The organism is Phytopseudomonas flavescens (assembly GCF_900100535.1).
Lineage (GTDB): Bacteria > Pseudomonadota > Gammaproteobacteria > Pseudomonadales > Pseudomonadaceae > Aquipseudomonas > Aquipseudomonas flavescens.
On the sequence record NZ_FNDG01000018.1, the window covers coordinates 68,167 to 90,711 of the forward strand.

At 54.0% G+C, this 22,545-nt stretch carries 23 protein-coding genes and 1 pseudogene; 3 read left to right on the forward strand and 21 right to left on the reverse strand.

The annotated features are described in order from the left end of the window. From hisH to BLR94_RS28335, 16 genes and pseudogenes are all read right to left on the reverse strand, one after another. Window positions 1-615: an imidazole glycerol phosphate synthase subunit HisH gene (gene hisH / locus BLR94_RS20370; RefSeq protein WP_084307837.1), complete on the reverse strand. Its 615-nt coding sequence runs from the start codon at window positions 613-615 to the stop codon at window positions 1-3. Further along, window positions 612-1,745, reverse strand: coding sequence for an N-acetyl sugar amidotransferase (locus tag BLR94_RS20375; protein WP_084307836.1), 1,134 nt, complete (start codon window positions 1,743-1,745; stop codon window positions 612-614). The genes hisH and BLR94_RS20375 overlap by 4 nt, the downstream gene beginning before the upstream one ends. Window positions 1,746-1,757: 12 nt before the next feature. Then, complete coding sequence (locus BLR94_RS20380; protein WP_084307835.1) at window positions 1,758-2,651, reverse strand: glycosyltransferase family 2 protein; 894 nt, start codon at window positions 2,649-2,651, stop codon at window positions 1,758-1,760. A 2-nt stretch (window positions 2,652-2,653) separates the two neighbouring features. Beyond that, window positions 2,654-3,841: an O-antigen polymerase gene (locus BLR94_RS27290; protein WP_139207484.1), complete on the reverse strand. Its 1,188-nt coding sequence runs from the start codon at window positions 3,839-3,841 to the stop codon at window positions 2,654-2,656. 45 nt (window positions 3,842-3,886) lie between these two features. Beyond that, window positions 3,887-5,233, reverse strand: a complete 1,347-nt coding sequence (locus BLR94_RS20385; protein WP_084307834.1) for an oligosaccharide flippase family protein — start codon at window positions 5,231-5,233, stop codon at window positions 3,887-3,889. Beyond that, the gene (locus BLR94_RS20390) at window positions 5,233-6,315 is read right to left on the reverse strand and encodes a DegT/DnrJ/EryC1/StrS family aminotransferase (RefSeq protein ID WP_084307833.1); all 1,083 of its coding nucleotides are present in this window, start codon (window positions 6,313-6,315) and stop codon (window positions 5,233-5,235) included. Before BLR94_RS20390 ends, BLR94_RS20385 begins: the two co-directional genes overlap by 1 nt. After that, a complete protein-coding gene (gene wbpD, locus BLR94_RS20395) occupies window positions 6,312-6,896 on the reverse strand; it encodes a UDP-2-acetamido-3-amino-2,3-dideoxy-D-glucuronate N-acetyltransferase (RefSeq protein ID WP_042553996.1) in 585 nt (194 codons plus the stop codon). Before wbpD ends, BLR94_RS20390 begins: the two co-directional genes overlap by 4 nt. Window positions 6,897-6,901: 5 nt before the next feature. Continuing rightward, window positions 6,902-8,752: an acyltransferase family protein gene (locus tag BLR94_RS20400; RefSeq protein WP_084307832.1), complete on the reverse strand. Its 1,851-nt coding sequence runs from the start codon at window positions 8,750-8,752 to the stop codon at window positions 6,902-6,904. A gap of 24 nt (window positions 8,753-8,776) precedes the next feature. Next, window positions 8,777-9,724: a UDP-N-acetyl-2-amino-2-deoxy-D-glucuronate oxidase gene (gene wbpB, locus BLR94_RS20405; RefSeq protein WP_084307894.1), complete on the reverse strand. Its 948-nt coding sequence runs from the start codon at window positions 9,722-9,724 to the stop codon at window positions 8,777-8,779. Between the two features lie 15 nt (window positions 9,725-9,739). Beyond that, complete coding sequence (gene wbpA / locus BLR94_RS20410) at window positions 9,740-11,056, reverse strand: UDP-N-acetyl-D-glucosamine 6-dehydrogenase (protein ID WP_084307831.1); 1,317 nt, start codon at window positions 11,054-11,056, stop codon at window positions 9,740-9,742. 38 nt (window positions 11,057-11,094) lie between these two features. Beyond that, complete coding sequence (locus BLR94_RS20415; RefSeq protein WP_090423750.1) at window positions 11,095-12,387, reverse strand: Wzz/FepE/Etk N-terminal domain-containing protein; 1,293 nt, start codon at window positions 12,385-12,387, stop codon at window positions 11,095-11,097. A 686-nt stretch (window positions 12,388-13,073) separates the two neighbouring features. Further along, window positions 13,074-13,894 (reverse strand): annotated as a pseudogene (locus BLR94_RS20420) (MBL fold metallo-hydrolase RNA specificity domain-containing protein); the annotation flags it as partial. A 219-nt stretch (window positions 13,895-14,113) separates the two neighbouring features. Further along, window positions 14,114-14,845, reverse strand: coding sequence for a Fic/DOC family protein (locus BLR94_RS20425; RefSeq protein WP_084307829.1), 732 nt, complete (start codon window positions 14,843-14,845; stop codon window positions 14,114-14,116). Continuing rightward, window positions 14,842-15,093 (reverse strand): hypothetical protein, encoded by a 252-nt coding sequence (locus tag BLR94_RS20430; RefSeq protein WP_084307828.1) that lies wholly within the window; start codon window positions 15,091-15,093, stop codon window positions 14,842-14,844. The genes BLR94_RS20425 and BLR94_RS20430 overlap by 4 nt, the downstream gene beginning before the upstream one ends. Before the next feature lie 112 nt (window positions 15,094-15,205). Then, entirely contained in the window at window positions 15,206-15,442 is a 237-nt protein-coding gene (locus BLR94_RS28330; protein ID WP_420492700.1) for an MBL fold metallo-hydrolase RNA specificity domain-containing protein, read from the reverse strand. Between the two features lie 98 nt (window positions 15,443-15,540). Then, window positions 15,541-15,876: a hypothetical protein gene (locus BLR94_RS28335; RefSeq protein ID WP_420492699.1), complete on the reverse strand. Its 336-nt coding sequence runs from the start codon at window positions 15,874-15,876 to the stop codon at window positions 15,541-15,543. Window positions 15,877-16,179: 303 nt separating this feature from the next. Here BLR94_RS28335 and BLR94_RS20440 point away from each other — a divergent pair, with 303 nt between their 5' ends. Both BLR94_RS20440 and BLR94_RS20445 read left to right on the forward strand, forming a co-directional pair. Next, on the forward strand, window positions 16,180-16,452 hold the full coding sequence (locus BLR94_RS20440) for a CopG family ribbon-helix-helix protein (RefSeq protein WP_084307893.1): 273 nt from the start codon (window positions 16,180-16,182) through the stop codon (window positions 16,450-16,452). After that, window positions 16,452-16,727 (forward strand): type II toxin-antitoxin system RelE/ParE family toxin, encoded by a 276-nt coding sequence (locus BLR94_RS20445; RefSeq protein WP_084307827.1) that lies wholly within the window; start codon window positions 16,452-16,454, stop codon window positions 16,725-16,727. Before BLR94_RS20440 ends, BLR94_RS20445 begins: the two co-directional genes overlap by 1 nt. A 169-nt stretch (window positions 16,728-16,896) precedes the next feature. Here the strand turns inward: BLR94_RS20445 and BLR94_RS20450 are convergent, their stop codons facing one another. After that, window positions 16,897-18,537 carry a methyl-accepting chemotaxis protein gene (locus tag BLR94_RS20450; RefSeq protein ID WP_084307826.1) on the reverse strand — a complete coding sequence of 547 codons (1,641 nt, stop codon included), beginning with the start codon at window positions 18,535-18,537 and terminating at the stop codon, window positions 16,897-16,899. A 242-nt stretch (window positions 18,538-18,779) separates the two neighbouring features. After that, complete coding sequence (gene ihfB / locus BLR94_RS20455; RefSeq protein ID WP_042553988.1) at window positions 18,780-19,067, reverse strand: integration host factor subunit beta; 288 nt, start codon at window positions 19,065-19,067, stop codon at window positions 18,780-18,782. A gap of 305 nt (window positions 19,068-19,372) precedes the next feature. Here ihfB and BLR94_RS20460 point away from each other — a divergent pair, with 305 nt between their 5' ends. Further along, on the forward strand, window positions 19,373-19,612 hold the full coding sequence (locus BLR94_RS20460; protein ID WP_084307892.1) for a YheU family protein: 240 nt from the start codon (window positions 19,373-19,375) through the stop codon (window positions 19,610-19,612). A 23-nt stretch (window positions 19,613-19,635) separates the two neighbouring features. On the opposite strand, the gene BLR94_RS20465 is transcribed toward BLR94_RS20460, so the two are convergent. From BLR94_RS20465 to BLR94_RS20475, 3 genes are all read right to left on the reverse strand, one after another. Then, on the reverse strand, window positions 19,636-20,064 hold the full coding sequence (locus BLR94_RS20465; protein ID WP_084307825.1) for a hypothetical protein: 429 nt from the start codon (window positions 20,062-20,064) through the stop codon (window positions 19,636-19,638). 103 nt (window positions 20,065-20,167) lie between these two features. After that, the gene (locus BLR94_RS20470) at window positions 20,168-21,340 is read right to left on the reverse strand and encodes an MFS transporter (protein ID WP_084307824.1); all 1,173 of its coding nucleotides are present in this window, start codon (window positions 21,338-21,340) and stop codon (window positions 20,168-20,170) included. A 282-nt stretch (window positions 21,341-21,622) separates the two neighbouring features. After that, window positions 21,623-22,441, reverse strand: a complete 819-nt coding sequence (locus BLR94_RS20475) for an SDR family oxidoreductase (RefSeq protein WP_084307823.1) — start codon at window positions 22,439-22,441, stop codon at window positions 21,623-21,625. Between the last annotated feature and the right edge of the window lie 104 nt (window positions 22,442-22,545).

A 22,545-nucleotide genomic window follows, 5' to 3' on the forward strand; every position in this document is an offset into this window, starting at 1 on the left:
TCACAATTCCGCGAAGTTCTTCAGCAAGTCGACACCGCAGTGGTGGCTCTTCTCGGGATGGAACTGCACCCCATACACGTTGTTCGAGGCAACGGAACAACTGAAACTGGCACCGTAAGTCGCAGTGGCAGCGATATGCGCAGGCTCAGTGCACTCGAAAAAATACGAGTGAAGGAAATAGAACAACCAGCTTTCCTGTTGGCCCTTGAACAGAGGGCTGCCAGGAGCAGGCTGTACATCATTCCAGCCCATGTGGGGTAATGCCAGCTCGCTCGATTCAGGCACCGAATGGAAGTTGCGCACCCGCCCCGGGATCCAGCCCAAGCCAGGGAGCACGCCCTCGTCACTGGAGTCGGCGAGCATTTGCATGCCTACGCAAATGCCTAGCACAGGAATGCCCTGGCCAAGAATCATGTCATCGAGCGTCTGCCGCATGCCTGACGCGTTCAGGCGCTGCATCGCATGGTCAAATGCGCCCACGCCGGGCAGGATCAGCTTGCTGGCACCGGTCAGCTGATCAGCATTGGTCGCTACCGTGACCGGTATATGCAGTCGCTTGTAGACGTTTACGAAGGCCTGAATATTACCCAGACCGTAGTCGATGATGGTGATCATCTGAAAAGCCTTCTCTCCAATCCGAGGGCGCTCATTACACGCGAACCGATACCGATTAGAAAGCGCTTGTTCTTGTAATCCTTATACGTTTTGTTTTCTCCCTCGAAGATCGCCTGCAATTCCGCGACCGACAGCCCCAATTTGTTGGCCACGAACTCGAATTCAGTTTTCAGGAACTGCTCATCCATCTCCGGCTTGGCAATACGCTCCAGGGCTTGGTCACGAGTCATTTGCCCGGTCATGATCAGGCTGGAGAAATGCGCGCGGCGCTTCTCATAACCGAATTTGCGCGGCATCCAGTAGTCTTCGTAGAAGCGCGTGAAGCGGGACTCGTGGTGCTTGTGCTGGAATTTCTGCCAACCGAAACGGCGTTCGAGCTCGGCTTCAGCCTCTTTCTTGACGTACGGCACCAGATTCAGCGGCTTGACGATCTCCATGCCCAGCACTCGCTGGTAGAGGATCTTGTAGGTCATGATATCGACCAGCGGGAAGGTCTTGAGCGGACGCTTGCCGAAGCGCTTGTGGATGTCCGCGAACAACGTCTTGTCGATGCCCGGATAGCCGCCCCACTCTTCAGGCTCGCGACAGCACTCGGTCGAATAGTTGCCACCGGTCAATACATACTTGATGCCATGCTTGCGTGCGAACTTATACAAGCCGGAAAAAAAGGCGGCATCCTGGGGTAGATCCTGGTCTGCAATCTGCGAACGCAGGAATGCCACCTGCAGATCCTTCATCTCCTCCCAGTTGATGACTTCGGTGTAGAGATCCAGACCAAGGCCATCTACCAGCTTCTCAATGTTGCCTACGGCCTGGTCGGTATTCCAGCCCGCATCCACGTGGAAAAGCAATGGGCGCAGCCCCATCTTTTCCTTCGCTATATAAGCCGCGTAAGAACTATCCAGGCCGCCACTCAAGCCAATGATGCAGTCGAAATCCTTGCCCTCACCCTGCTTCTTGATTTTCGTAGCGAGTGCTGCAAGATCAGCCTCGCCCCGCGCATCGGGATGCCAGTTGGGAGCGATTTCGGATTTGAAATTGTTGCAGAAGTCACAAACCCCGCTGGCATCAAACTTAATACCTGGATCTGTGCTATCCATAATACAAGACGTACAAATTTGATACGCCATAACCACCTCCAATCAAAACCCCGAGAGCAGCTTAAACAACCGTCGCCGCAACTCATAGAAAAAAGAATTCGTTGCTGATAAAGCTCTCAGCCTGTCGACCAGCGGAGCAGAACTAGTTAAAACCCCTAAAACACTTCCCGAGGCACGCGCATGCTCGCACTCTATTCTTGACTTAAGAAAAGCGATTCCATTCCGGTCTAAATCAGCACGATGCTTATCGTAGAACCTCTCGAAAGCGCTCATACGTGGAGTTAAACGCCTATTATACTCAGAGAATGAAAGCTGCATATTAATGCTATTGCCCGAATGGACACGCCAATGGCATCCAATAACATCCGAATGGACTATAGTCCAACCCGGCATGTACCTAACTGCGACCTCCATCCATGTATCTTCATTGGGCAACGACTCAGGAACCGGAAAAATTTTGTCAAGCACAGGCCTAGACATTAGATAAGAAACCCCCGTAAACCCACCAACCCCGGTCGCTTTTGGCACAATCTGCCCATCAAATTTTTTATCTTCAGAAATCGTTTTAAGCTTGCAGAGCCCAACAACTGGAAGACTCGGGGAATAGGCGCTTACAGCTTTGAAGCGCTGACTCAAACTCCCTGGAGGCATCAAATCATCCCCCGCAAAAATACATACAAACGATCCCGTCGCCATTGAGACGCCGTAGTTAAATGCGGAGCATTTACCCGCACCAGGATTTTTTAAAACCTTTAATCTCGAATCACTTGCCGCCAACTCACAGACGATTGAATAAGTACTATCCTTAGAACCATCATCAACAAAGATTAATTCAAAATCTACATCTGACTGGTTCAATATACTCGAAACTGCCTCTCTCACATGGAGAGCCTCATCTTTCGCTGCGATGACGACACTTACGCCATGAAAATACATCGCTATCGCTCCTTAAGCAAAATAACAATTAAAAACAAGAGTAAAAATCCATTTCCAAGCAGAGTCGGAACCAATGAACCATTAAATATATTTATACAGAAAACCGGCCAAATAGACTTGAATGCCTCATTATCAGAAACAGCAAAAAGACGAAATATCTGACCAACCACGAAGGAATAGCCAACGACACCTACAAGCCCGAAATTTACGTAGGAGTCAACCACATAAAAGGAATTCGTATTTGCAGTCTCGTTCCAAGACCATTGATAAGCAAAAACGATTCGCTCTAAATTAACACGCTCCAAGAAAAATAAGCTGGAGAAAAATGAGCTTGTCGCTCCGAATAAATGGTCACCGGAAAACTGAGTGAAAAAAACGTGCAGGGTATCGGAAGCAGAAAAGAGTGGAACCCCTACAATCCTCCACACCAGGTAATCCACTCCGCTTTTAGCACTGTATGATGCGCTAAAAAAACTATTTAAGTCGAATGCCCCCTGGTTTCCTTGTGCGCTCACACTGGCAGCAACAAGAAAAAACAGCAATCCAAAAGCACCAAAAGAGAAAAATACCATTTTACGAAAGTCGAGGATCTTCAAGTACCAAAATACATACAGCAAAGGTAAGACAACGTTCAGAAAAAGCGCTTTTTGCATAAAGCTTACTGAGTACAGAAAGAATATAAAAAAACACAAAAACCGCCACTTGCTCTTCCTCAAAAAGAGACTTGACAAACTAAACGGAAGCAGGACACTAACAAAGACTGTACTTATGTAAATTAATGCTGACTCGTAGCCTGTACGTGCTTTCAGGAATCCGCCTCTCTGTTCATTCAGAGTGAGTTCATCTGCTCCTGTCAACATCGAAATCAAAGGAACGGCATCTGCCGTTAAAACTGCATAAGCGGAATACAGTAAAAAAAAACTCCATATCGTACCGTGTAGCGCTGTTGAGCTAACAACAATACGCCGGAGACCACCATGAACAAAATAATCTGGGAGAGGGAATGCTCTCCCAATCGCAATCCCTATACATCCGCAGAAAGCAATGATGGACAGAAAAAGGAAACTATGCCCCTCACGCACACTTAAACCAAGAAAAAGAGACAGCAGTCCGTAGTAAAAAAAACAGGTTACGAAAAATAGAACCCATGAGGTATGAGCAGAAAAAATTTTATCTAGCAGTTTATTCACCAGCTCACTTCCCATTCGAACCAGGTAAGACCAATAGCGAGAGACCTAAATAAAAAGTCCTACCACCCAAAGAAATACAAAAGCGAGACAAATGAACGGAAAAACGTAAACAGACACTTCCGCAAACAAATCGACCGAATGTTTTATAGGCACCCCCAGCACATTAAGAACCACCAAAAAATATAGCAAATAGGAAACCAAGCCACTCAGGGCATAAGCCTCCACCATAAAATCCTTGAAGATGAAGTAAAATAGCAAAACAGCAGATACTCGCATCAGCAATGCTGCTAATTGCAAGTAGAGAGCGATGTCCTGCTTACCCTTCACATGCAAGCTCATGGAGATAGGCGACACTAGGAGCTGAAAAATAAACCACGGCGTCATCCACCCAACAAGCTCCCCGGCGCGTTGCCATTCGCTACCGAATACAATGGGGAAGACTGTCGGGGCAACTATAGCAGCAAACAGCAACGGCCCAACACCAACTTTCGCAAGTTTAGCAAGCATACTTTTTGATAAAGTAGCCAGCTCTCCTTTACGCTCACTCAGCGGCGCTTGGGATAGATAAACTTGAGAAATAGCGTTTCCCAACAGAGCGATTGGGGCCTGAAGAACTCTCATAGCAAGCATTAAATAACCAGCCTCAGAGCCTCCTAATAAGAAGGCTATTAAAAGCAGCGGCAATTGAGAGGCAGCTTCATTTGCTAGAGACTCAAAAACAGAGTACCTGGGAAACCGCCCGTATATTTGAAAAAAACGTCTTACATCCTGAAAAGACAAACCACAAAAATTTCCTGGGTCTTTTCTCAACAAAATAATGAAAGCAAAAGCCCCTACAACCCCACTCGCTAATTGCCCCCAAAGTAGCCCTGCAGCTGTAGCAAGCCAAATACCCGCACCTATCTGGATAGATACAACAACGATGGACTGTGAGAATTTCACGAAGGATATAGATAAAAACTTTTTCTCTCTCACATACCACATTTGGAGGCTATTGAACGCTCCCATTGAGAAAAGCCCCAAGCCAACTAATGCAGAAAAGACATTAGATTCGATGCCCACGTTGATGGCAAAACCCCAAAGCAAAAACGATAAGCCAACAGCAATAAACGACGAAAATATCGCGGCGCAAACGATACCTAAGATCATTAATCGCCATGCATCACCAGAGGACTCGGGTAAGGAAATCGCAATATCAAATCTCAGACAGATAGCACCGGAAAAAATACCGATTATGGCAACATATATAGCAAGGACATTAAAATTTTCTGGGGAATATAGTCGTGTAAGAACAGGAAGCGCCAAGAGCAACACAACCTGACCCAGAGCAGTCCCACCTACCAGTAAACCAGCAGCCTTGGTAACCTGATCCGGCTTCAACACGAACTTCATCAAGCACAATGCCCGATCGCGGAAACGATATCCTTGACTTGCGAGTGATCAAGATAAGGATGCATCGGTAAACTGACTACCCGTTGAGAAATCGAGTCACCTATAGGAAGAGTTTTGTCGTCAGCAACAGCAGGCTGCTTATTCAATGGTATGGGATAATGCACAGCGGTTGGTATACCTTGGGCCTTAAGGTGCTGCTGCAAGTTATCGCGATTGCCTACACATATCGTGTATTGGGCATAGGCACTGACGTTATGTGGTTCGATAAAGGGTGTTTTTATCTGCTGCTTAGCCAATAGCTCATTATAACAAGCCGCCACATTCAGCCGAGCAGTTAATTCATTCTGAAAAATTTCTAGTTTAGGCAGCAAAATAGCCGCCTGCAGCGTGTCCAGTCGACTATTCACCCCAACTCGGATATGGTGATAACGGCGATCCTGGCCGTGTCGTGCTATTTGTCGAAGTACCTTGGCAAGCTCGTCATCATTGGTGAATATCGCTCCGCCATCACCATAACAGCCCAATGGTTTGCTCGGGAAAAAGCTCGTGCAGGCGATAGTAGATAGGTTGCATGAACGCCGTCCTTTATAGGTGGCGCCAAAGCTCTGCGCGGCATCTTCTATAACGGGAATGCCATACCCCTTGGCAATTGCATTGATAGCGTCGAAATCAGCACATTGGCCATATAACGACACAGGGATGATCGCTTTGGTACGGGGCGTGATGGCTGCCTCCAACAACTGCGGATCCAGATTGTAGGTGCGCGCACAAACATCGACGTAAACCGGTTTGGCTCCCAGCAGCACTACGGTTTCAGCCGTGGCGATATAGGTAAATCCTGGTGTGATCACTTCATCGCCAGGGCCTATGCCCAGGGCCATCTGGGCAATCTGCAGAGCATCGGTGCCATTGGCCACAGTAATGCAATACCTGGCGCCGACGAAGTTCGCCAGCCGCTCTTCCAATTCAGCGACCTCAGGGCCAAGGATGTATTGCCCATGGTCGAGTACGCGCTGGATTCCAGCGTCGATCTTGTCCTTGATCAACGCTTGCTGCGCCTTGAGGTCGATGAAGTCGATCATTGCTGGGTTTCCTTGGAAAGAACATTGCCGTTAAGTATGTACCGGGCGCCGCTATGTTCGCAGGTGGCGACCCCCTCTCCACTGAGGGGCAACGCCAATTGCTCGCCGTATTCACTCATCCAACCAATTTGTCGCGCAGGTACGCCCACCATCAAGGCGTAGCTGGGTACATCCTTATTGATTACCGCACCAGCACCAATGAACGCGAATTCGCCAATCGTCACGCCACAAACGATGGTGCAATTGGCACCAAGGGTTGCGCCCTTTTTCACCAGCGTGTCGCGATACTCGCTTTTTCGCTCTATCAGTGAACGAGGGTTATAAACGTTGGTGAACACCATACTGGGGCCGCAAAAAACGCCCTCCTCCAAAGTCACGTTGTCGTAAACCGACACGTTATTCTGGATCTTGCAGTTGTCGGCGATCACTACCTTATTGCCAACGAATACATTCTGGCCCAGCGAAACGCCAGCACCAATGCGAGCTCCAGGGCACACATGGACGAAATGCCATACCCGTGAATCATTGCCAATCTGTGCGCCGTCATCGACGATCGCGGAAGGATGCTTGTAGTAGGCCATATTGATCAGTGATCACCAAGTAGACGGGCCAACTCCGGCGCTGCGTAGCGTCCGTAGTGTTTGGCACCTATTTCATTAAGATGATGCGCGTCCATATAGATCAACTCGCCGTGATCGAATGGCGCGTTCGCGAAAAAGGCAGAGGCGGAGTAATCGACAAACTGAGCGCCAGGATACTTCGTGATGAGTTCCTTGATCCTTAGATTTGCATTTTTCCATTCAGGATCTTGGTGGACAGCGGCAGGTAGACCTAACGCTTCGAAATGACGCGCCCTCAAGAGATTGCCATCAAACATCGGGATCTGAGCAAGGACGATGACCTTCTTGCCTGAAGCAAGCGAACTGCTCACGAACGATGAGATCGCGCCTAGAAACCGTTCGCTGCCGAAATGCCAACGCCACTTCCCTACCAACACGATCACCTTGAAATCGCTCAGCGCTTGCTGCACAGCCTTGATCTGATTTCGGCAATCTTCTTGAGCGTAATCAGGAATACGTTCGACATCGAAATCAGGTACAGGCACACAACTGCTGCCAGTGATTAGCTTCACGGAAAAGCCTTCGGCCTGGCCTGCCACATCGAAGAAGTAATTGAGCTGTGCCCCATGGCTATCACCAATTACCAGCGCCTCTGGAGGGAGATCCTTATCTCCTCGCACACAGTTGCCCACCAAGCGTCCGTGGCAGATTTCCTCTGGTTTTGCATAGCGAGCCATCGCTGTGGGAACTTCCGCTTGCGATCCAGAACCCAGGTGCGGCGAAGCCAACATGGCTAGTGCGCACACTGACGCCATCGCAGCGGCGATGCCAAAGCCCGACGGCGTCAACTTCAAGCGTCTTGCAGGCGTCTCTATCCAGCGCAACGAAATTACAGAGAGGATCAATGTCAGTGACACGATCGAAGCGGTTGCCTGCCAAGTCAGCTCGTAGGCACCGGTGTAGTAACGATAAATGGCCAGTAGCGGCCAATGCCACAAATAGATGGAATACGACAAGCCACCGACCCAAACAGCGGCACGGTGAGACAATAGAATATTGATCCAGCCGTTGCGTGCGGCGATCAAGAGAGCTGTGCCTAGACAAGGTAATAGCGCCCAGAGGCCGGGAAATCTGCCTTGGTCGACTACGGTGAAGCCCGCGATGAGCAGAACAAGACCTACTCCACCAGCAGCGGTGGCTAAAGCAATAGACCAACTTCGCCCCAGCGATAAGACCGCCAGCAAAGCCCCGATCAAAAACTCGCCGGCCCGGCCAATAGATGAAAAATAAGCGTGCGTGGCTTGATCTGCTAAAAGCTGGTACTGCGAGTACCCTAACGTGACGAATATTAAAAACGCTAGAGCTAGCGCTCGGTAGCGGACGGGAGTCAAACCAAAAAAGAGTGGAAAAAACAAATAGAACTGCATCTCGATGGCCAAGGACCACGTATGCAACAGAGGCAGTTCATGGCTTGCAGGCGCGAAATAACTACCGAAATCTGAAAAATAAAAATTGCTGTAGAAGCCCAGAGCGGAACCTAGGCTGTCTTGGTATATATCGAAGTCAGGAGGCAGAAACATCCAGGCTGCCAATAAGGTGACCAAGGTCAGCATGACCAGATAGGCCGGCACAATTCTGCGTGCGCGTGCCCAGTAGAACAGCTTCCAATCGACAGCATCGCCTTGCTTCAACAACATTGACGTGATGATGAAGCCGGATATGACCAGAAACATATCAACGCCGGTAAAGCCTGAAGGCAGCCAATCCTTTTCGATATGGAACACCAAGACAGCCAGCACCGCCAATGCACGAAGCCCCTGAACATCGCGCCGAACATCGCGCGCAGAAGAGCGGCTGATTGTCTTGGTTTTAAACATCGGAAATAGCCCGTGAGATCAGTGTCAATTCAAACAACCGAGAAAGGGATGCCCCTCTCCATTCACTGCAGTAACTGCAGTGGCAGAGCGAATGGTATCGACTGTCTGAACACAATGCCTGGCGTCCTCAATTCCGTAACCGCGACCCGCCAAAATTTCCTGGTAGCTGATGGTATGTAGGTCGGTGAAGCCTTCAGAAAACTCGATTTCATCGCCGTCCACGGTGATCGATCGATAGGTCGGCTTCTTACCCTTCACGCTTTCTGGCAAATCATCAGCGTCGATGGACAGGAACCAGCGCACACGTGCTTTCTCATATTCGAGGTAGCCAGCCGCTTTGTAGTCGTTAGCGTAATGCAATACATTGCGCTGCAGCTTGCCGAAGATGAAATGCAGCATGTCGTAGAAGTGCACACCTATGTTCGTAGCGACACCGTATGATTTGCGCGGATCCCCCTTCCAACTCTCCATATACCATTTGCCGCGGGACGTGATGTAAGTCAGCTCGACATCGTACTTGGCCTCGCGATTTTCGCTGGCAACCTTTTCCTTTAGGCTCAAAATTGCTTGGTGATGCCGCAACTGCAGAATGTTGTAAACACGCTTGCCGGTCTCCTTCTCTACGCGGGCCAGCTCATCCAGCACTTCAGGCGTAGGTACCAGCGGCTTCTCGCAAATGACATCACATCCCAGCCGCAGACCGGCGGCGATATGCGCGTGATGCAAGTAGTTGGGCGAGCAGACTGCGACATAATCAAGAGCCGTGGCCGGATCTCGCTTGATGCGGTTGGCATGCTCGGCGAAACGTTCAAACTCAGTGAAGAATTCGCTCTGAGGCGACAGGCTGTCGATGATCCCGACAGAGTCATTGATGTCATAAGCGGAGACCAACTCGTTACCCGTATCCTTGATAGCTCGCATATGGCGAGGAGCGATATAACCAGCGGCGCCGATAAGTGCAAATCGTTTCAAAATGACCTCCCCCACTTAAGCTTTGATTACGTTGGCAGCAGGCGCACGGTACTTACCGCGGCTATCGACTATCAACTTCGCATGCTGACTGATCAAATCGTAATCAAACTTATCATGATCAGTGGCGAGAATAACTGCGTCGAAGCGCTGGAGGTTCTCGGCGGTAAGCGGCTCGCTAGACAAATCGAAATTATGCTCACGCATTTTAGGAAATTTAGGCACATGTGGATCGCTATATGCGACTCGACATCCTTTCGCCTCGATCAACTCCATGATCTCCACCGAGGGCGACTCACGCATATCGTCTACGTTCTTCTTGTAGGCGATACCAAGTACGAGCACATTACTGCCTTTAAGCGGTTTACCCGCGTCGTTCAGGCCATCCATCAGCTTGGTAACGACATATTCAGGCATAGCCTGGTTGACCTCACCGGATAGTTCGATGAAACGAGTGTGCAAGCCATACTCGCGAGCTTTCCAGGTCAGGTAGAAGGGATCAATTGGGATGCAGTGACCACCGAGCCCAGGGCCAGGATAGTAAGGAGTGAACCCGAATGGCTTGGTTGCTGCGGCATCAACGACTTCGAAGATGTCGATACCCATGCGATCAGCGACGATCTTCATCTCATTTACTAGGCCAATATTTACCGCACGGTGGATATTTTCGAGCAGCTTGGTCATTTCTGCAGCTTTAGTGGAGCTGACGGACACGACTTTGTCGATGGCCTGCTCATAGAGCGCAACACCTACATCGAGACAGGCAGGCGTATGACCACCAATTACCTTCGGAATGGTGCGTGTTTCAAAATTGGGATTGCCTGGGTCTTCACGTTCTGGCGAGTAGACCAAGAAGATATTCTCACCGACTTTCAGCCCTGCATGCTCGACACGTGGCAGCAGCTCCTCCTCGGTGGTGCCTGGATAAGTGGTGCTTTCCAATGACACAACCTGCCCCTCACGTAGGTAGGGTTTGATCGCGTCAGTAGTATTTATAACGAAGCTCATGTCCGGCTCGCGATACTTATTTAGCGGTGTCGGTACGCATAGAATCAAAGCGTCGCACTCACTGACGCGCTGAAAATCCGTTGTCGCTTCGAATCCCGAAGAACGTGCGGAAGCTACTTTTTGAGCGGGAATGTGCTCAATATAACTCCCGCCAGCATTGAGCGTATCGACCTTATTGACATCGATATCGATACCTAAAACGCGGAATCCAATTGCGTTGTAGCGCAACATAAGCGGCAACCCTACGTAGCCAAGACCGACAATACCAATCAGGGCCTCCCTGCTCTTGAACTTGGCAACGCTTGTCTGCTTGATAGCTGACGTCATGTAACACTCCAGATACTTATAGAATATAGATATAAAAATTAACCGGCGTCGCTAAAACGAGAGTGCGTTTTAGGCTTACTGGTCAAAACGCTCATCAGCGCAATGAATAGACCCAACATGGTGCCCAATACAGCACCTAGCGCCACCACCAAAATCCTCTTAGGCTTGATGGCAGAGCGTGGATATATCGCTTGCCTATCGATGTTCACCAATTGCAAGGCATTAAGGTTCAGATTGAGACCCTTGAGCTCCGCAGCCTCCTGATTCCATTTCGCATAGTTCTCGATATATACATCCTCATCAGCGCGCTGTTTGAGGAGTTCAACTTCGCGATTCTGCTCAAGCAACCGTAAGTCGGCTTGGAGCTTTGCAACACGGGGCTCGGTAAACTCATCCGAGCGGCGCTTTTGTAGCGCATCGCGCTCTGCTTCGAGCGCCTCAGTGCCCATGAAATAGAGAGGGATCTGCTGATTATTGACCTCCGTGCGGATGACATTGCCAGAGCCAGACACTGGTGCGCTATCAGAAAGGGTGGATGGCGTACTCGGCTTCTCGATGCCCAGCGACTTCGCGATCATGACAGCTTCATTTAGTTGTGCGATTCGGTCATCACGACGAGTACGGAGTTGCTTGCGCAAAGAATTCAGTTCGTCCTGCAGCTGAGCTCGCTTGAGGGCATCAGCCTCCGAAAGCGATGCAATCTTCGCTTGCTTGTCTGCCTGGTAGGCAGCGCGCTCAGCCGCCATACGCTGCTCCAGCTTGGCCAAGCGGTTGCGGATGATCACTTCCACGTCTTCAGCGAGGGCAGTACGCTCTTGCTGGATCACATACTGGATCAGCCCATTGACGATATCGGCACCTTTCACACCCCATGGGTAGGTATAAGCGAGCCCTACATAGGAAAAGCCACCGTCAGGTCGATTCGGATCAGGGCGCAGTATTTCAAAGTCTTCGATGATTTGGTTCATCGCCTGCTCAGCGGTCTGCCCATCACTCATGGCATCTGGCCCAAATAGCTCCTGATTGGCATTGAAGTATTCGAGCCGATACTCGTAGGAGCTGATCCCCGCACCGACTCGCTGCAGCGCCTCTTCAGGCGTCAATGTGTAGAGGCCGGATGCATTGAGCTCATCCAATACATTCATCGCAACCGGGCGCAGGATGCTCTGGGTGCGATAGTACTTGGTCGCCAACAGCGCATAAGCAACTGCCAATAGGGTGACCACGGCAGCGACACCGATGATCAGCTTCTTGCGCTCCCACAGTGCGCGCATTAGCTCGCCGAGATCGATTTCATCGTTCTGCGGACGGACGTTTGGGGCTTGCGACATGGGCTCAGTCATCCTGTTTCAAAGCAATTGGAAAATGAATGTCCACACTCCAGCTCACAGCGCCAGCGGGCCATGGGCAGTTCGGGGGTAATAGGGGGCAACAGGCACTCAACAGGCATGGCGCATAGCGTCCAGCTGTTTCATGGCGGAAATGGAATCTTTTTGCTGGTTGCATGGCATGGCCCGTAGCCAAGCTGGTCGATAACCAGGCGGCCAGAGGCTGCGCGAAGGGCTGGCTAAGCTTGAAGAGCTTTAGCGAACGCAATGATTTATTGATCGACTCAGGCATCGTTTTCCGGGATCCGGCAAAACCTTTGCCGTCACTGCAGTCCTATTGAACCTGTGCGGGTAGCACAGGCTGTGATTTTCACCATCGTCCGACACCCGGTAGCGCAGATGTCGTACATCTGCCGCCGAGCTGAAGTTTCTATTAGCGGTACCACTACCAGCGAACAGAATCTGTCGAGCGCGGCATTCTACCCAATTTTGTTTGTGGATTTCGTCATGGTTGTGATGAAAATCTCAGTGAAAAGCGCATTTTCCCAACGACTGCTCTTCACGGTTGGCGGCAACCTGCCTCTGAACAAGCCGATTGTCCACGCCCGTTCATATCCTCAGAGCTTCAATTGCAGCTACTTAGCCGCTTGCATTCAGACGAACGGGTGATGAGGTCAGCCTTTGGCTGCTTATAGCACAGCTCCTTCCCATGTGAATTTTACATCTACAATTAGTTGCCGTTCTGCATAAGCGGCGGCGAGCACATAGGCCAACACTGCTTTGGCACCCTCCTCTCCATGCACAAACCGAATCTCCCCTGGCCACTCCTCCATCGCCGTCACAAACTCAACCAACCCCGCCTGATCAGCATGCGCGGAGTACCCGCCAATGCTGTGCACTCCAGCACGGATTTCATAGCGCTGGCCGTCGAACTCCACGTAGCCGTTGCGCGGGCCGAAGCGCTGAATGGCGTGGCCTGGCGTTCCTTTGGCCTGATAGCCAACGAACAGCACGTCGTGTCGTGGGTCGCCCAGCATGGCCTTTAAGTAATTGACGATGCGGCCGCTGGAGCACATGCCGTTGCCGGCGATAGCGATAGCGATGGCTGGCTAGGGGCGAATCCAAGATGATTGGCAAGCTTGGCCAGGCGATATCAGGTTCGTTCTCGCTATTTTTCAGGAGCGCTGCCGAGGCTTCCAAACTGCGTCGTGGTTGGGATTCGCGGTCGGAGCCCGCTTCTACAGGGGAGGCGTGCTCGGGTTTGGTGTTCAGTTTCTTGCTATGGATGATGTCTTCCTACTCGTAGAGCAGCTCTTGCGTGCGGCCGACGCTGAAGGCGGGAATCAGCACGGTGCCGTTATTGGCCAAAGCATGCTCGATGACCTGCTCCAGGCGCTGGCGGCGAGTACTGCAGCCTTCGTGTAAGCGGTCGCCGTAGGTGCCTCCAATACCAAGAGTCGGCACTGCGTGGCGGTATGCAGGGCTTGAGGATGGGTGCATTGGGCGCGCCAGAGGCAAGAAATCATTTCCCGGATTACGCCTTCAGCTAACCCAGGCTACGACCCGCGGGAAAATCAGTTGCTGCGGAGCAGCTCGCGTGGCTCGGGCTGATCAAGCAGGAGCGGTAAGTGGCGACCTTACTCGCCGTCTTCATTCACGAGGTCACGCAGTTCCTTGCCTGGATTGAAGCGCTACATAGCATGACACGGCCTAATCTTGGCTGGGTGCCTCATACTCGATCACGATACGTTGTGTATATCTGCTGAATTTCGGGCTTATCCAGGCGTTCGTAGGTGATGCCATCCTTGTCGAGCCCGTCAAGGCCGCGAATGCTGCCGATGATCTCTGGCCATTGGTCACGGCTAGTGATGTCGACTAAGAAAGGCTTCAGGTAGTGATCGAGATGACCTCTGGCAGGTTCACGAATCTCGTCGCTTAACGCCCGCAGGTAATCGTCCTTTTTCGTTCTAGACCAATCGACCGCAAACCCTGCTCGATAACAAAGCTCCATGAAAACCAGTAAAAGGGTACGCCCGTTGCCATCCAGAAAAGGATGTGCGAACGCAAACTGGCCCATTACTTTGCCGGGATTTTGCTTGAATCTTGCCTTGTTAGCGGCGAGTTCGAAGCCGTAATCAATAGCTCTTTTGATCAAATCAGGGCGTTCAAAGACGGTACTGTGGGGATCATCGTGAGGTCCTTTGAACACGGCTAGACCAGGAACCAGCTCGTTCCGATCCTTACCTGCCCATGGATAGAACCCGTTGAATAGGATCTTATGAGTTGCCTGGACAGCGCTGTAATCGAGAAGCTTCTTTTGAGCCAGGTAAGCCAGCGCCTCTTCGATACTCAGCTCGAAGGTGAAGTGTTCAGTCTCTTTGACTTCAACAGGATCTTTGAGGCCCTGAGCGTTTCGCAAATACCCGGCAGTCTCGAAATCGCCGAACGGGTCGAAACTCATGCAATGAGTTTCTTCTTCGAGCGTCTTTTTTCCTGAAGGTGACGCCCTTGCAGTGCAAGTGTTTCTGCCTTGCTCAGCACACCTTTCTTTTTTAGGTTGACCAGCAGCCGTTCAATACCATCGAGTTCGACCCTGTCGCCGGCAAGGCGCGTAATATTTACGGCCATGAGGCTGACGGCATCGCGCTCTGCGGTGATCTTATGCTCCCTAGCCAGCTTACGGACTCGAATAGCAACGGTTTCAGTCATCTCTACTCCTCCATTTGCTTGCGAATTATAGCAGCTGCCCATAGACGAGGGCATTCTGCGGCACGCAACAGCACCTGTGCACATCGCAAAATTTGCTTCTGGCAGGAGCTGCTTACGAACGTTTTGCATCAATCATGAGGGGTAATCTCTTTTGTGCGTATTGCGTCAGCAACACTTGTTGCAAGGCGTTTTTTGCCCCCTCTTCCCCATGCACCAAGCGAATCTCCCCCGGCCACTCCTCCATCCCCGTCACAAAGCTCACCAATCCATTCTGATCCGCATGCGTCGAATATCCGCCAATGCTGGCCACGCCTGCGCGGATGTCATAGCGCTGACCGTCGAATTCCACGTAGCCGTTGCGCGGGCCGAAGCGTTGGCCCGGCGTTCCCTGGCCTGGTAGCCGACGAACAGCACGTCGTGTCGCGGGTCGCCCAACATGGCTTTCAGCTAATTGACGATACGGCCGCTGGAGCACATGCCGTGGCCGACGATGACGATGGCTGGCCTGGCGCTTACCAGGTGGCTGAGGATCTTCTGGTGGTCGGCATGCCTGTCGATGGTGATCAGTTGCTCGAACGCCAGCGGCCGTCTACCGGATTGCACGCGGGCCACCGCTTCGTCGTTCCAGAAGTCCTTCAGCTCGCGGTAGGCCTGGGTGAAGCGGGTGGCCAAGGGGGAATCCCGCATGATCGGCAGGCGTGGCCAGTCGATTTCGCTGGGATCATTGGGTGCAGCTTCGGAATTTTCGCGGGCACGGCCCGCTCCCACAGACGATATGGGCATCGTTGATTCGTGGATATGCCCCCACGTGGGTGAGGTTCGTCGATTCGCGAGAGCTCAGCCAGGCTTCGTTCTTGACTATGCATTTTTATTCATCATGATTAGATTTGAATCAATTTGCTGAAAAGTCCATCATGCTCCACTAAAGACGATGATCCGGTGAGTCACCCCCGTCAGGAAGGTGTTTCAAAGCTACCGGCCTTGTCAGCATCGCTTTACAGCCTAACGCGCGTTATACGGCGAGCAGAGTATTTTGTCTGTTGCTGGCTGCCTATGCCTTGGAACTGCCTAGAAGGAATCCCTATGATGGCAACTCCCTCAAAAACCCGATCTGTCACAGCTCACGTTCCTGAGCAATTGGCCCAGCGGGTTGATTTGATGGCAGAACGCCTGGAACGCTCCAAGAACTGGATCGTCAAGCAGGCACTTTCCGCCTGGATAGACCAGGAAGAGGAGCGGAGTCGTCTGACACATGAAGCCTTGGCCGACGTTGATGCAGGCCAGGTGATAGACCATCAAGCTGTCCAGGCCTGGGCAGACAGCCTCAGCACCGATACCCCACTGCCAGTACCGCGCTGATGAACTTGAAGTGGACAAGCAAAGCGCTTTCCGACATTGCCAGGCTGTATGAATTCCTGGCTGCTGTGAATCAGCCAGCGGCCGCACGAGCAATTCAAAAACTCGCCGCTGCGCCGACCGCACTGCTGGAAAATCCACGCATCGGTGAGCGCCTGGAGGAATTCCAGCCTCGGGATGTGCGCCGAATTCAGATAGGCAAATACGAGATACGTTACGAGATAACGGGTTCCACTATCTACCTACTGCGGCTTTGGCACACCCGCGAGGAGCGATAGCATGGTGGATGTACCCATATTGCTCCATCTACGGACGTATTCCATCGATGACGAGGGGCAGCAGTTTCGCCGAGGGCTCCCGTATCGCTGCGCTCAACCCAGGCTGCGAAAACGGGTGTCAGGGCTATCAGCAGCATTGCGCCGCCGACGGCCCTGGCTGGTGAGCGCCTTAAAGCTTGAAGGTGCTCACCAGATCGTTGAACGAGATGGCGAGCCGCGACAGCTCCTGGCTGGAGGCACTGGTCTGATTGGCTCCGGCAGAAGTCTGGGTAGACAGATCCTGAATGTTGACCAGGTTCCGGTCCACTTCCCGTGCGACGTTGGCTTGTTCTTCGGAGGCCGTGGCGATCAGCATGTTGCGGTCATTGATCTCGGCAATGTTCTGGGCGATTCGCTCGAGTGATTCGCCGGTAGCTTTGGCGAGTTCCTGCGTGCTGTTGGCCAGTGTCCTGCTGTTGCCCATGGCCTTGACAGCGTCGTCGGCGCGCGCCTGGACGCTGGTAATCATCGACTCGATTTCACCGGTGGACGCCTGCGTGCGCGCGGCCAGTGCTCTCACTTCGTCAGCCACCACCGCAAAGCCGCGCCCCTGCTCACCCGCACGGGCGGCTTCGATGGCCGCATTGAGGGCCAGCAGGTTGGTCTGCTCGGCGATACCACGAATGACGTCGAGCACCTTGGCGATATCACGGACGCTACCGGCGAGTTCATCGACAATGACCGTCGACTGGCCAATCTCGCTGTTGACATTGCTGATCGCCTTGACCGCCTCACGCGCCTGGTCGCGACCACTGGCAGCTTCCTGGCTGGTCTGCCTGGATGCTTCGGAGGTCGACGTAGCGTTGCGGGCCACTTCCTCGACCGCTGCGCTCATCTCGGTCACCGCGGTGGCGGCAAGCTGGATTTCATCATTCTGGCGAACCAGCCCACGGCTGCTTTCCTCGGTCACGGCATTGAGTTCTTCCGCAGCGGAAGCCAACTGGTCGGCTGCGCTGGCAATCTGCTGAATGGTGCCCTTGAGGCCCCCCTGCATCGTACCGAGCGCCGTGAGCAACTGGCCGGCCTCATCGCGATGGCCGCTGGGGATGGTCTGGGTGAGGTCGCCGCCCGCGATGCGTTCGGCACTGCGCACCGCCAGGGTGATGGGCGCGCTGATCACCCGGCTGATAAACATACCCAGCAGGAAGGCAGCGAGAAACGCCAGGCCGATGCCGATGTACAGATTGAGCTTGGCGGACGCTTCGCTTTCGCGTGCGGCCTGGGCTCCCTCGGTGATCTGGCGGTTGTTGGACTCCACCATGATGCCCATTTCGTCGATGACCGTACGGTAGGCCCGATGCACATCACCTGCAATCAGCAACCTGGCCGCGTTGAAATCACCACTCTCGATAAGAGCCAGCGAGCGATCGATAAGTGCCTGGTAGGCTGGCCAGTCCTTTTCCATGCGGTCGCCGGCAGCTCGCTCGTCGTCCGCCAGGGGTGTGGCGCGGTATGTAGCGAAGGCGCGCTCGCTGGTCTGGCGGTTCTCCTTCAGGGAGGTGAGGATGGCGCTTCGATCGGATTGCGGGGCACCAGCCGTGGCCGCATCCAGCAAGCGAAACAGGTCGCGGTTCTGGGCCACGGCGTTGGAGCGAGCCTCGGCGGTCTTGGAGACAGATACGAGGTTGTTGGAAAAAACCAGCTGCAGGCTGGAGGACAGTGAGCCGATACCCTGACTGCCTACAACGCCGACAACGAGGGTGATGGTGGCGCAGAGGGCAAATGCCAGGTACAGCTTGGTCGCGAGCTTGGCGTCGTAGAACCAGTTCATATGCAAACCTTTGAAGAGGGCTGAGCTGCCGCGCAGCGTGCGCCGGCATCATTGAGGCTATCGGCTGCCCCGCAGGCACCTGTAGGGGGCATGAGACTTTAATTATCGCGAGGATGTGCTGCTCAGAGCCAAGGCCGATTGCGAGCTCACGGTCTTGCCAACCCAGTTAGGGGTGGCCTTGAGGAGGGATGAAGCGTGGGGGATGCTGGAAAACGAAGGCTCTGCCGAGGTCGGGGAACGTGCTATTCCTCTTCTTCGTTGACGCGATCACGAAGCTCCTTGCCGGGTTTGAAATGCGGCACGAACTTGCCGTCCAGACGCACGGACTGGCCGGTTTTGGGATTACGACCTACCCGGGGGGCGCGGTAGTGCAGGGAAAAGCTACCGAAGCCACGGATCTCGATGCGATCGCCAGTCGCCAAGGCTTGTGACATCTGTTCCAGCATGGTCTTGATGGCCAGCTCGACATCTTTGTTTGAAAGCTGCCCTTGGTGGGTGACGATTCTTTCGATCAACTCCGACTTGGTCATACTTTTCCCTTCGTTTTCAAGCGGCTATGTCACTCGATGGAATGGTTGTAGCATGCTGATCAGCTTTTGAACAGCCTAAAAAACCACCAGCCTGGAAAATGTGGCCCGGTTCCGGAATCCACAGCAGCAGTTTCCGGCAGATGAACGTAAGTCGTTGTCTGCGCTGGAATGTTGCTTTGTCGGCTGGTTCGCTCATGAACGCCGCGTACCGGCAAGCGAACGAGGTGATCAAAAGCCCGCGAGCTCCGTCCAATGAGCTCATGCAATTTGATGGTCGGAGGCAGAGAGCGCCTCAGGAGAAAACCGTGCTGATTCCCGCCACTATGCTCGAGGCAGATACCCTCACCCGCCTGATAGAGGATTTCGTTACCCGCGACGGCACCGACAACGGTGATGAAACACCGTTGGAAACACGGGTCGTTCGTGTGCGTCGTGCCTTGGACAAGGGCGAAGCGGTGATCGTGTTCGACCCGCAAAGCCAGCAATGCCAGCTGGCGCTCAAGCACGACGTGCCGAAGGAGTGGCTGGAGGAGGATGAGGCGTAGCCGTCACAGCCACTACAGGGCGGCTATCCGCGCAGGCCACCTTCTCGTTCCCAGGCGCAGCGCACGCGCAAGGCGCTGTCGTGAGGGCTGTGCAGGCCGGTATCGGACTCCCAGCGGAATGTGTGGGTGCCGTTCAGCTCGGTCTCCAGGTGCACCACGGCACTGGCCCAGTAAAGGCGCTTGAGCAGCGCCTCGAACTCGGCGACCCAGAGCTTCCATTCGTATTCGATGGTCTGGTAGCTCGCGCCGAAATGAATGACCTGGGTCTGGTACAGGCCGTTGCCCGGTCGCTGGCAGCAGGCAAACATCTCGCGCCCCAGAAACGGCCAGGCATCACCGACGGGCAGGGCCTCCAGCACCTGCTGGTTGAGCAGGCGCCGTAAACGGCTCTCCGATGGGCTGTCCGACGGCCAGTCACGAATGCTGCCATAGACGATGGATTCCGATTGCACGGCTCACTCCGCAAAAAACTGGCTGCCTTCTATCACATGCGGCGATGCAAGGGGAAACCATGAGCACATGATGGGTTCTGCTGGTTGCACGCCTGCGGCCATGCTAAGCGCCGGGACGGCGTGGACCTTTGCGCATCGCCCAGGCCAAGGACACCATCACTGCAGCCATGCCGGTCAGCACCATGAATGGCATCTGGTAGGTACCCGCCATATCCCGCGCCAAACCGCTGAGTACCGGCGTCAGGCACGCCACGCTGTAGCCCAGACCGAGCATCATCGCAGTCCAGCGGCTGACGGCCATGGGTGATCCTGCTTCGTAGATCGGCAGCAGCAACGACAGCGCGAAGGATCCGCTCATGCCGAATCCCAAGGTCAGCGCCCAGAACTCAGGCAGCAGGGTGGGCAGGAAGGTGATCATGCCCAGGCTGGTGAGCGTCATGGAACCGCAAGCGACCATCAGCAGATAATGGCTACTGGCACGCTGCACCAGCCAAGGCAGCAGGAAGGCGCTCGGCAAGCCCATCAGCATGGCCAGGCTGAACAGCGTGTTGCTGTGCACGGCTGACAGGCCGGCCTCCTGGTAGCGAGCCACTGTCCAGGTCGCGATCGAGTAGAACAATCCGGCCTGCAGGGCGAAATAACCACTGACCAACCAGGCCCTCGCCTCCCGCCAGGGCAAGCCCGCGTTGGCATCTTCCTGGCTCATCGATTCGGCATGATGCTTGGGCAGGCGCCACCAGATGGCGACGGCGAGCGCGGCGGGCAATGCCCAGATGGCCAGGCCGTAGCTCCAGTCATTGTCGAACAAGTGGGTAACCGGCATGGTCAGCACCACGCCGATTGCACCACCGATGGCCATGCTCAGGGAGTACCAGGCCAGCACATGCCCCATGCGACCAACGAAGTGGCGTTTGATGAAGCCCGATAGCAGTGGCCCGGCAATGGCGATGGAGGCCCCCAGCAGCACCGCGCTGCCGATCAGGATCACGCTGGAGTGGCCGATCAGGCGTAGCAGCAGCGCCAGGGTAATGGTGCCCAGGCAGAAGGTGATGGTGCGCTCCAGGCCAAGCCTGATCGCCAGGCGCGGTGCCAGTGGTGCCAGCAGGCCCATGCACAGCACCGGCAGCGCGGTGGTGAGACTGATAAAGCCACGGCTCAGGGAAAGCTCCTGAGCGATGCGCTCGATAACGGGCGCCAGCGAGGTAATGCCGGGGCGCAGGTTCACCGCTGCGGCTACGAGGGCCAACAGCAACAGCGCGCGGGAGAAGGGTTTCACACAATATCCTGATCAACTGGCCAGGTCGGGCCGAGGCGGCAACCCTAACGGCAGCAGTGGCTTAGAGCAAGCCTGGCAGCGGACCTCCCATCCCTGAAAACCATGCGGTAATCAGTCAGCAGGATCAGCTATTTCCCGGCGAATGGCCCGATTCACCCAATCATGCAGGAGCCGGCTTGCCGGCGATTGGCGGCCATGACGCAAAATACACCGCGACTAGGGCCTGTTATCGCCCGCAAACGGGCTGCTACAGGACTGAGGACGATATGATCGTGTGAGCTTTCAGGACTCTCTGTGGCTGGCTGCCTTGGCGCGCATCTTCTCGCACATCACGGTCATTTCGTCATACAGCAGCTGTGGGTTTCTCTGCTTGAGCGCCCAGGCTTGGCGGCCCTGCTCGTGGGGCAGAATCATGAACTGCCCGTCGGCCAACGCCTGGAAGATGTAATCGGCGATGAATTCGGCGCTGATGGGTGAGCTCTCCAGCAACTTGCCGACCTGCGCCTTCATGGCGGGCGTGGGGCCGCGGAAGGAATCGAGCAGATTGGTCTGGAAGAACGATGGGCACACCACGTGCACGCCGACCTGTAATGGCTTGAGCTCGACCAGCAGGCTCTCCGAAAGCGCCACCACGCCGGCCTTGGCCACGTTGTAGTTGCTCATGCCCGGCCCCTGCATCAGGGCCGCCATCGAGGCGATGTTGACGATGCGCCCCTGGCTGCGTTCGAGCAGCGGCAGAAACGCCTTGCAGCCCTTAACGACGCCCATCAGGTTGATCGACAGCTGCCAATCCCAATCCTCCAGCGACAGCTCGGCGAAGAACCCGCCCGAAGCGACACCGGCGTTATTGACGATGATATCGATGCCACCGAGCTTCTCTTCGCAAGCCTGAGCGAACGCGGTGAGCTGGCTGTAATCTCGCACGTCACAGCGCAGGGTGAAACCTTCCCCGCCGGCGTCACGCACCAGGCGCAGCGTTTCGGCAAGGCCCGCATCGTTGACATCCGACAACGCCAGGCGCCAGCCCTCACGCGCCCAGCGCAGCGCGATCTCACGCCCCAAACCAGATCCGGCCCCCGTAATCATCATACGATTGTGCATACACTACCTGCCCTGCTGGCCAATGAAAGACAGGCCGAGTGTAGCGAAGCAACAGGCTTAGCCCTGCCATCATCAGGTTGTTGAATGGGCAAGCCGTGGGCTCG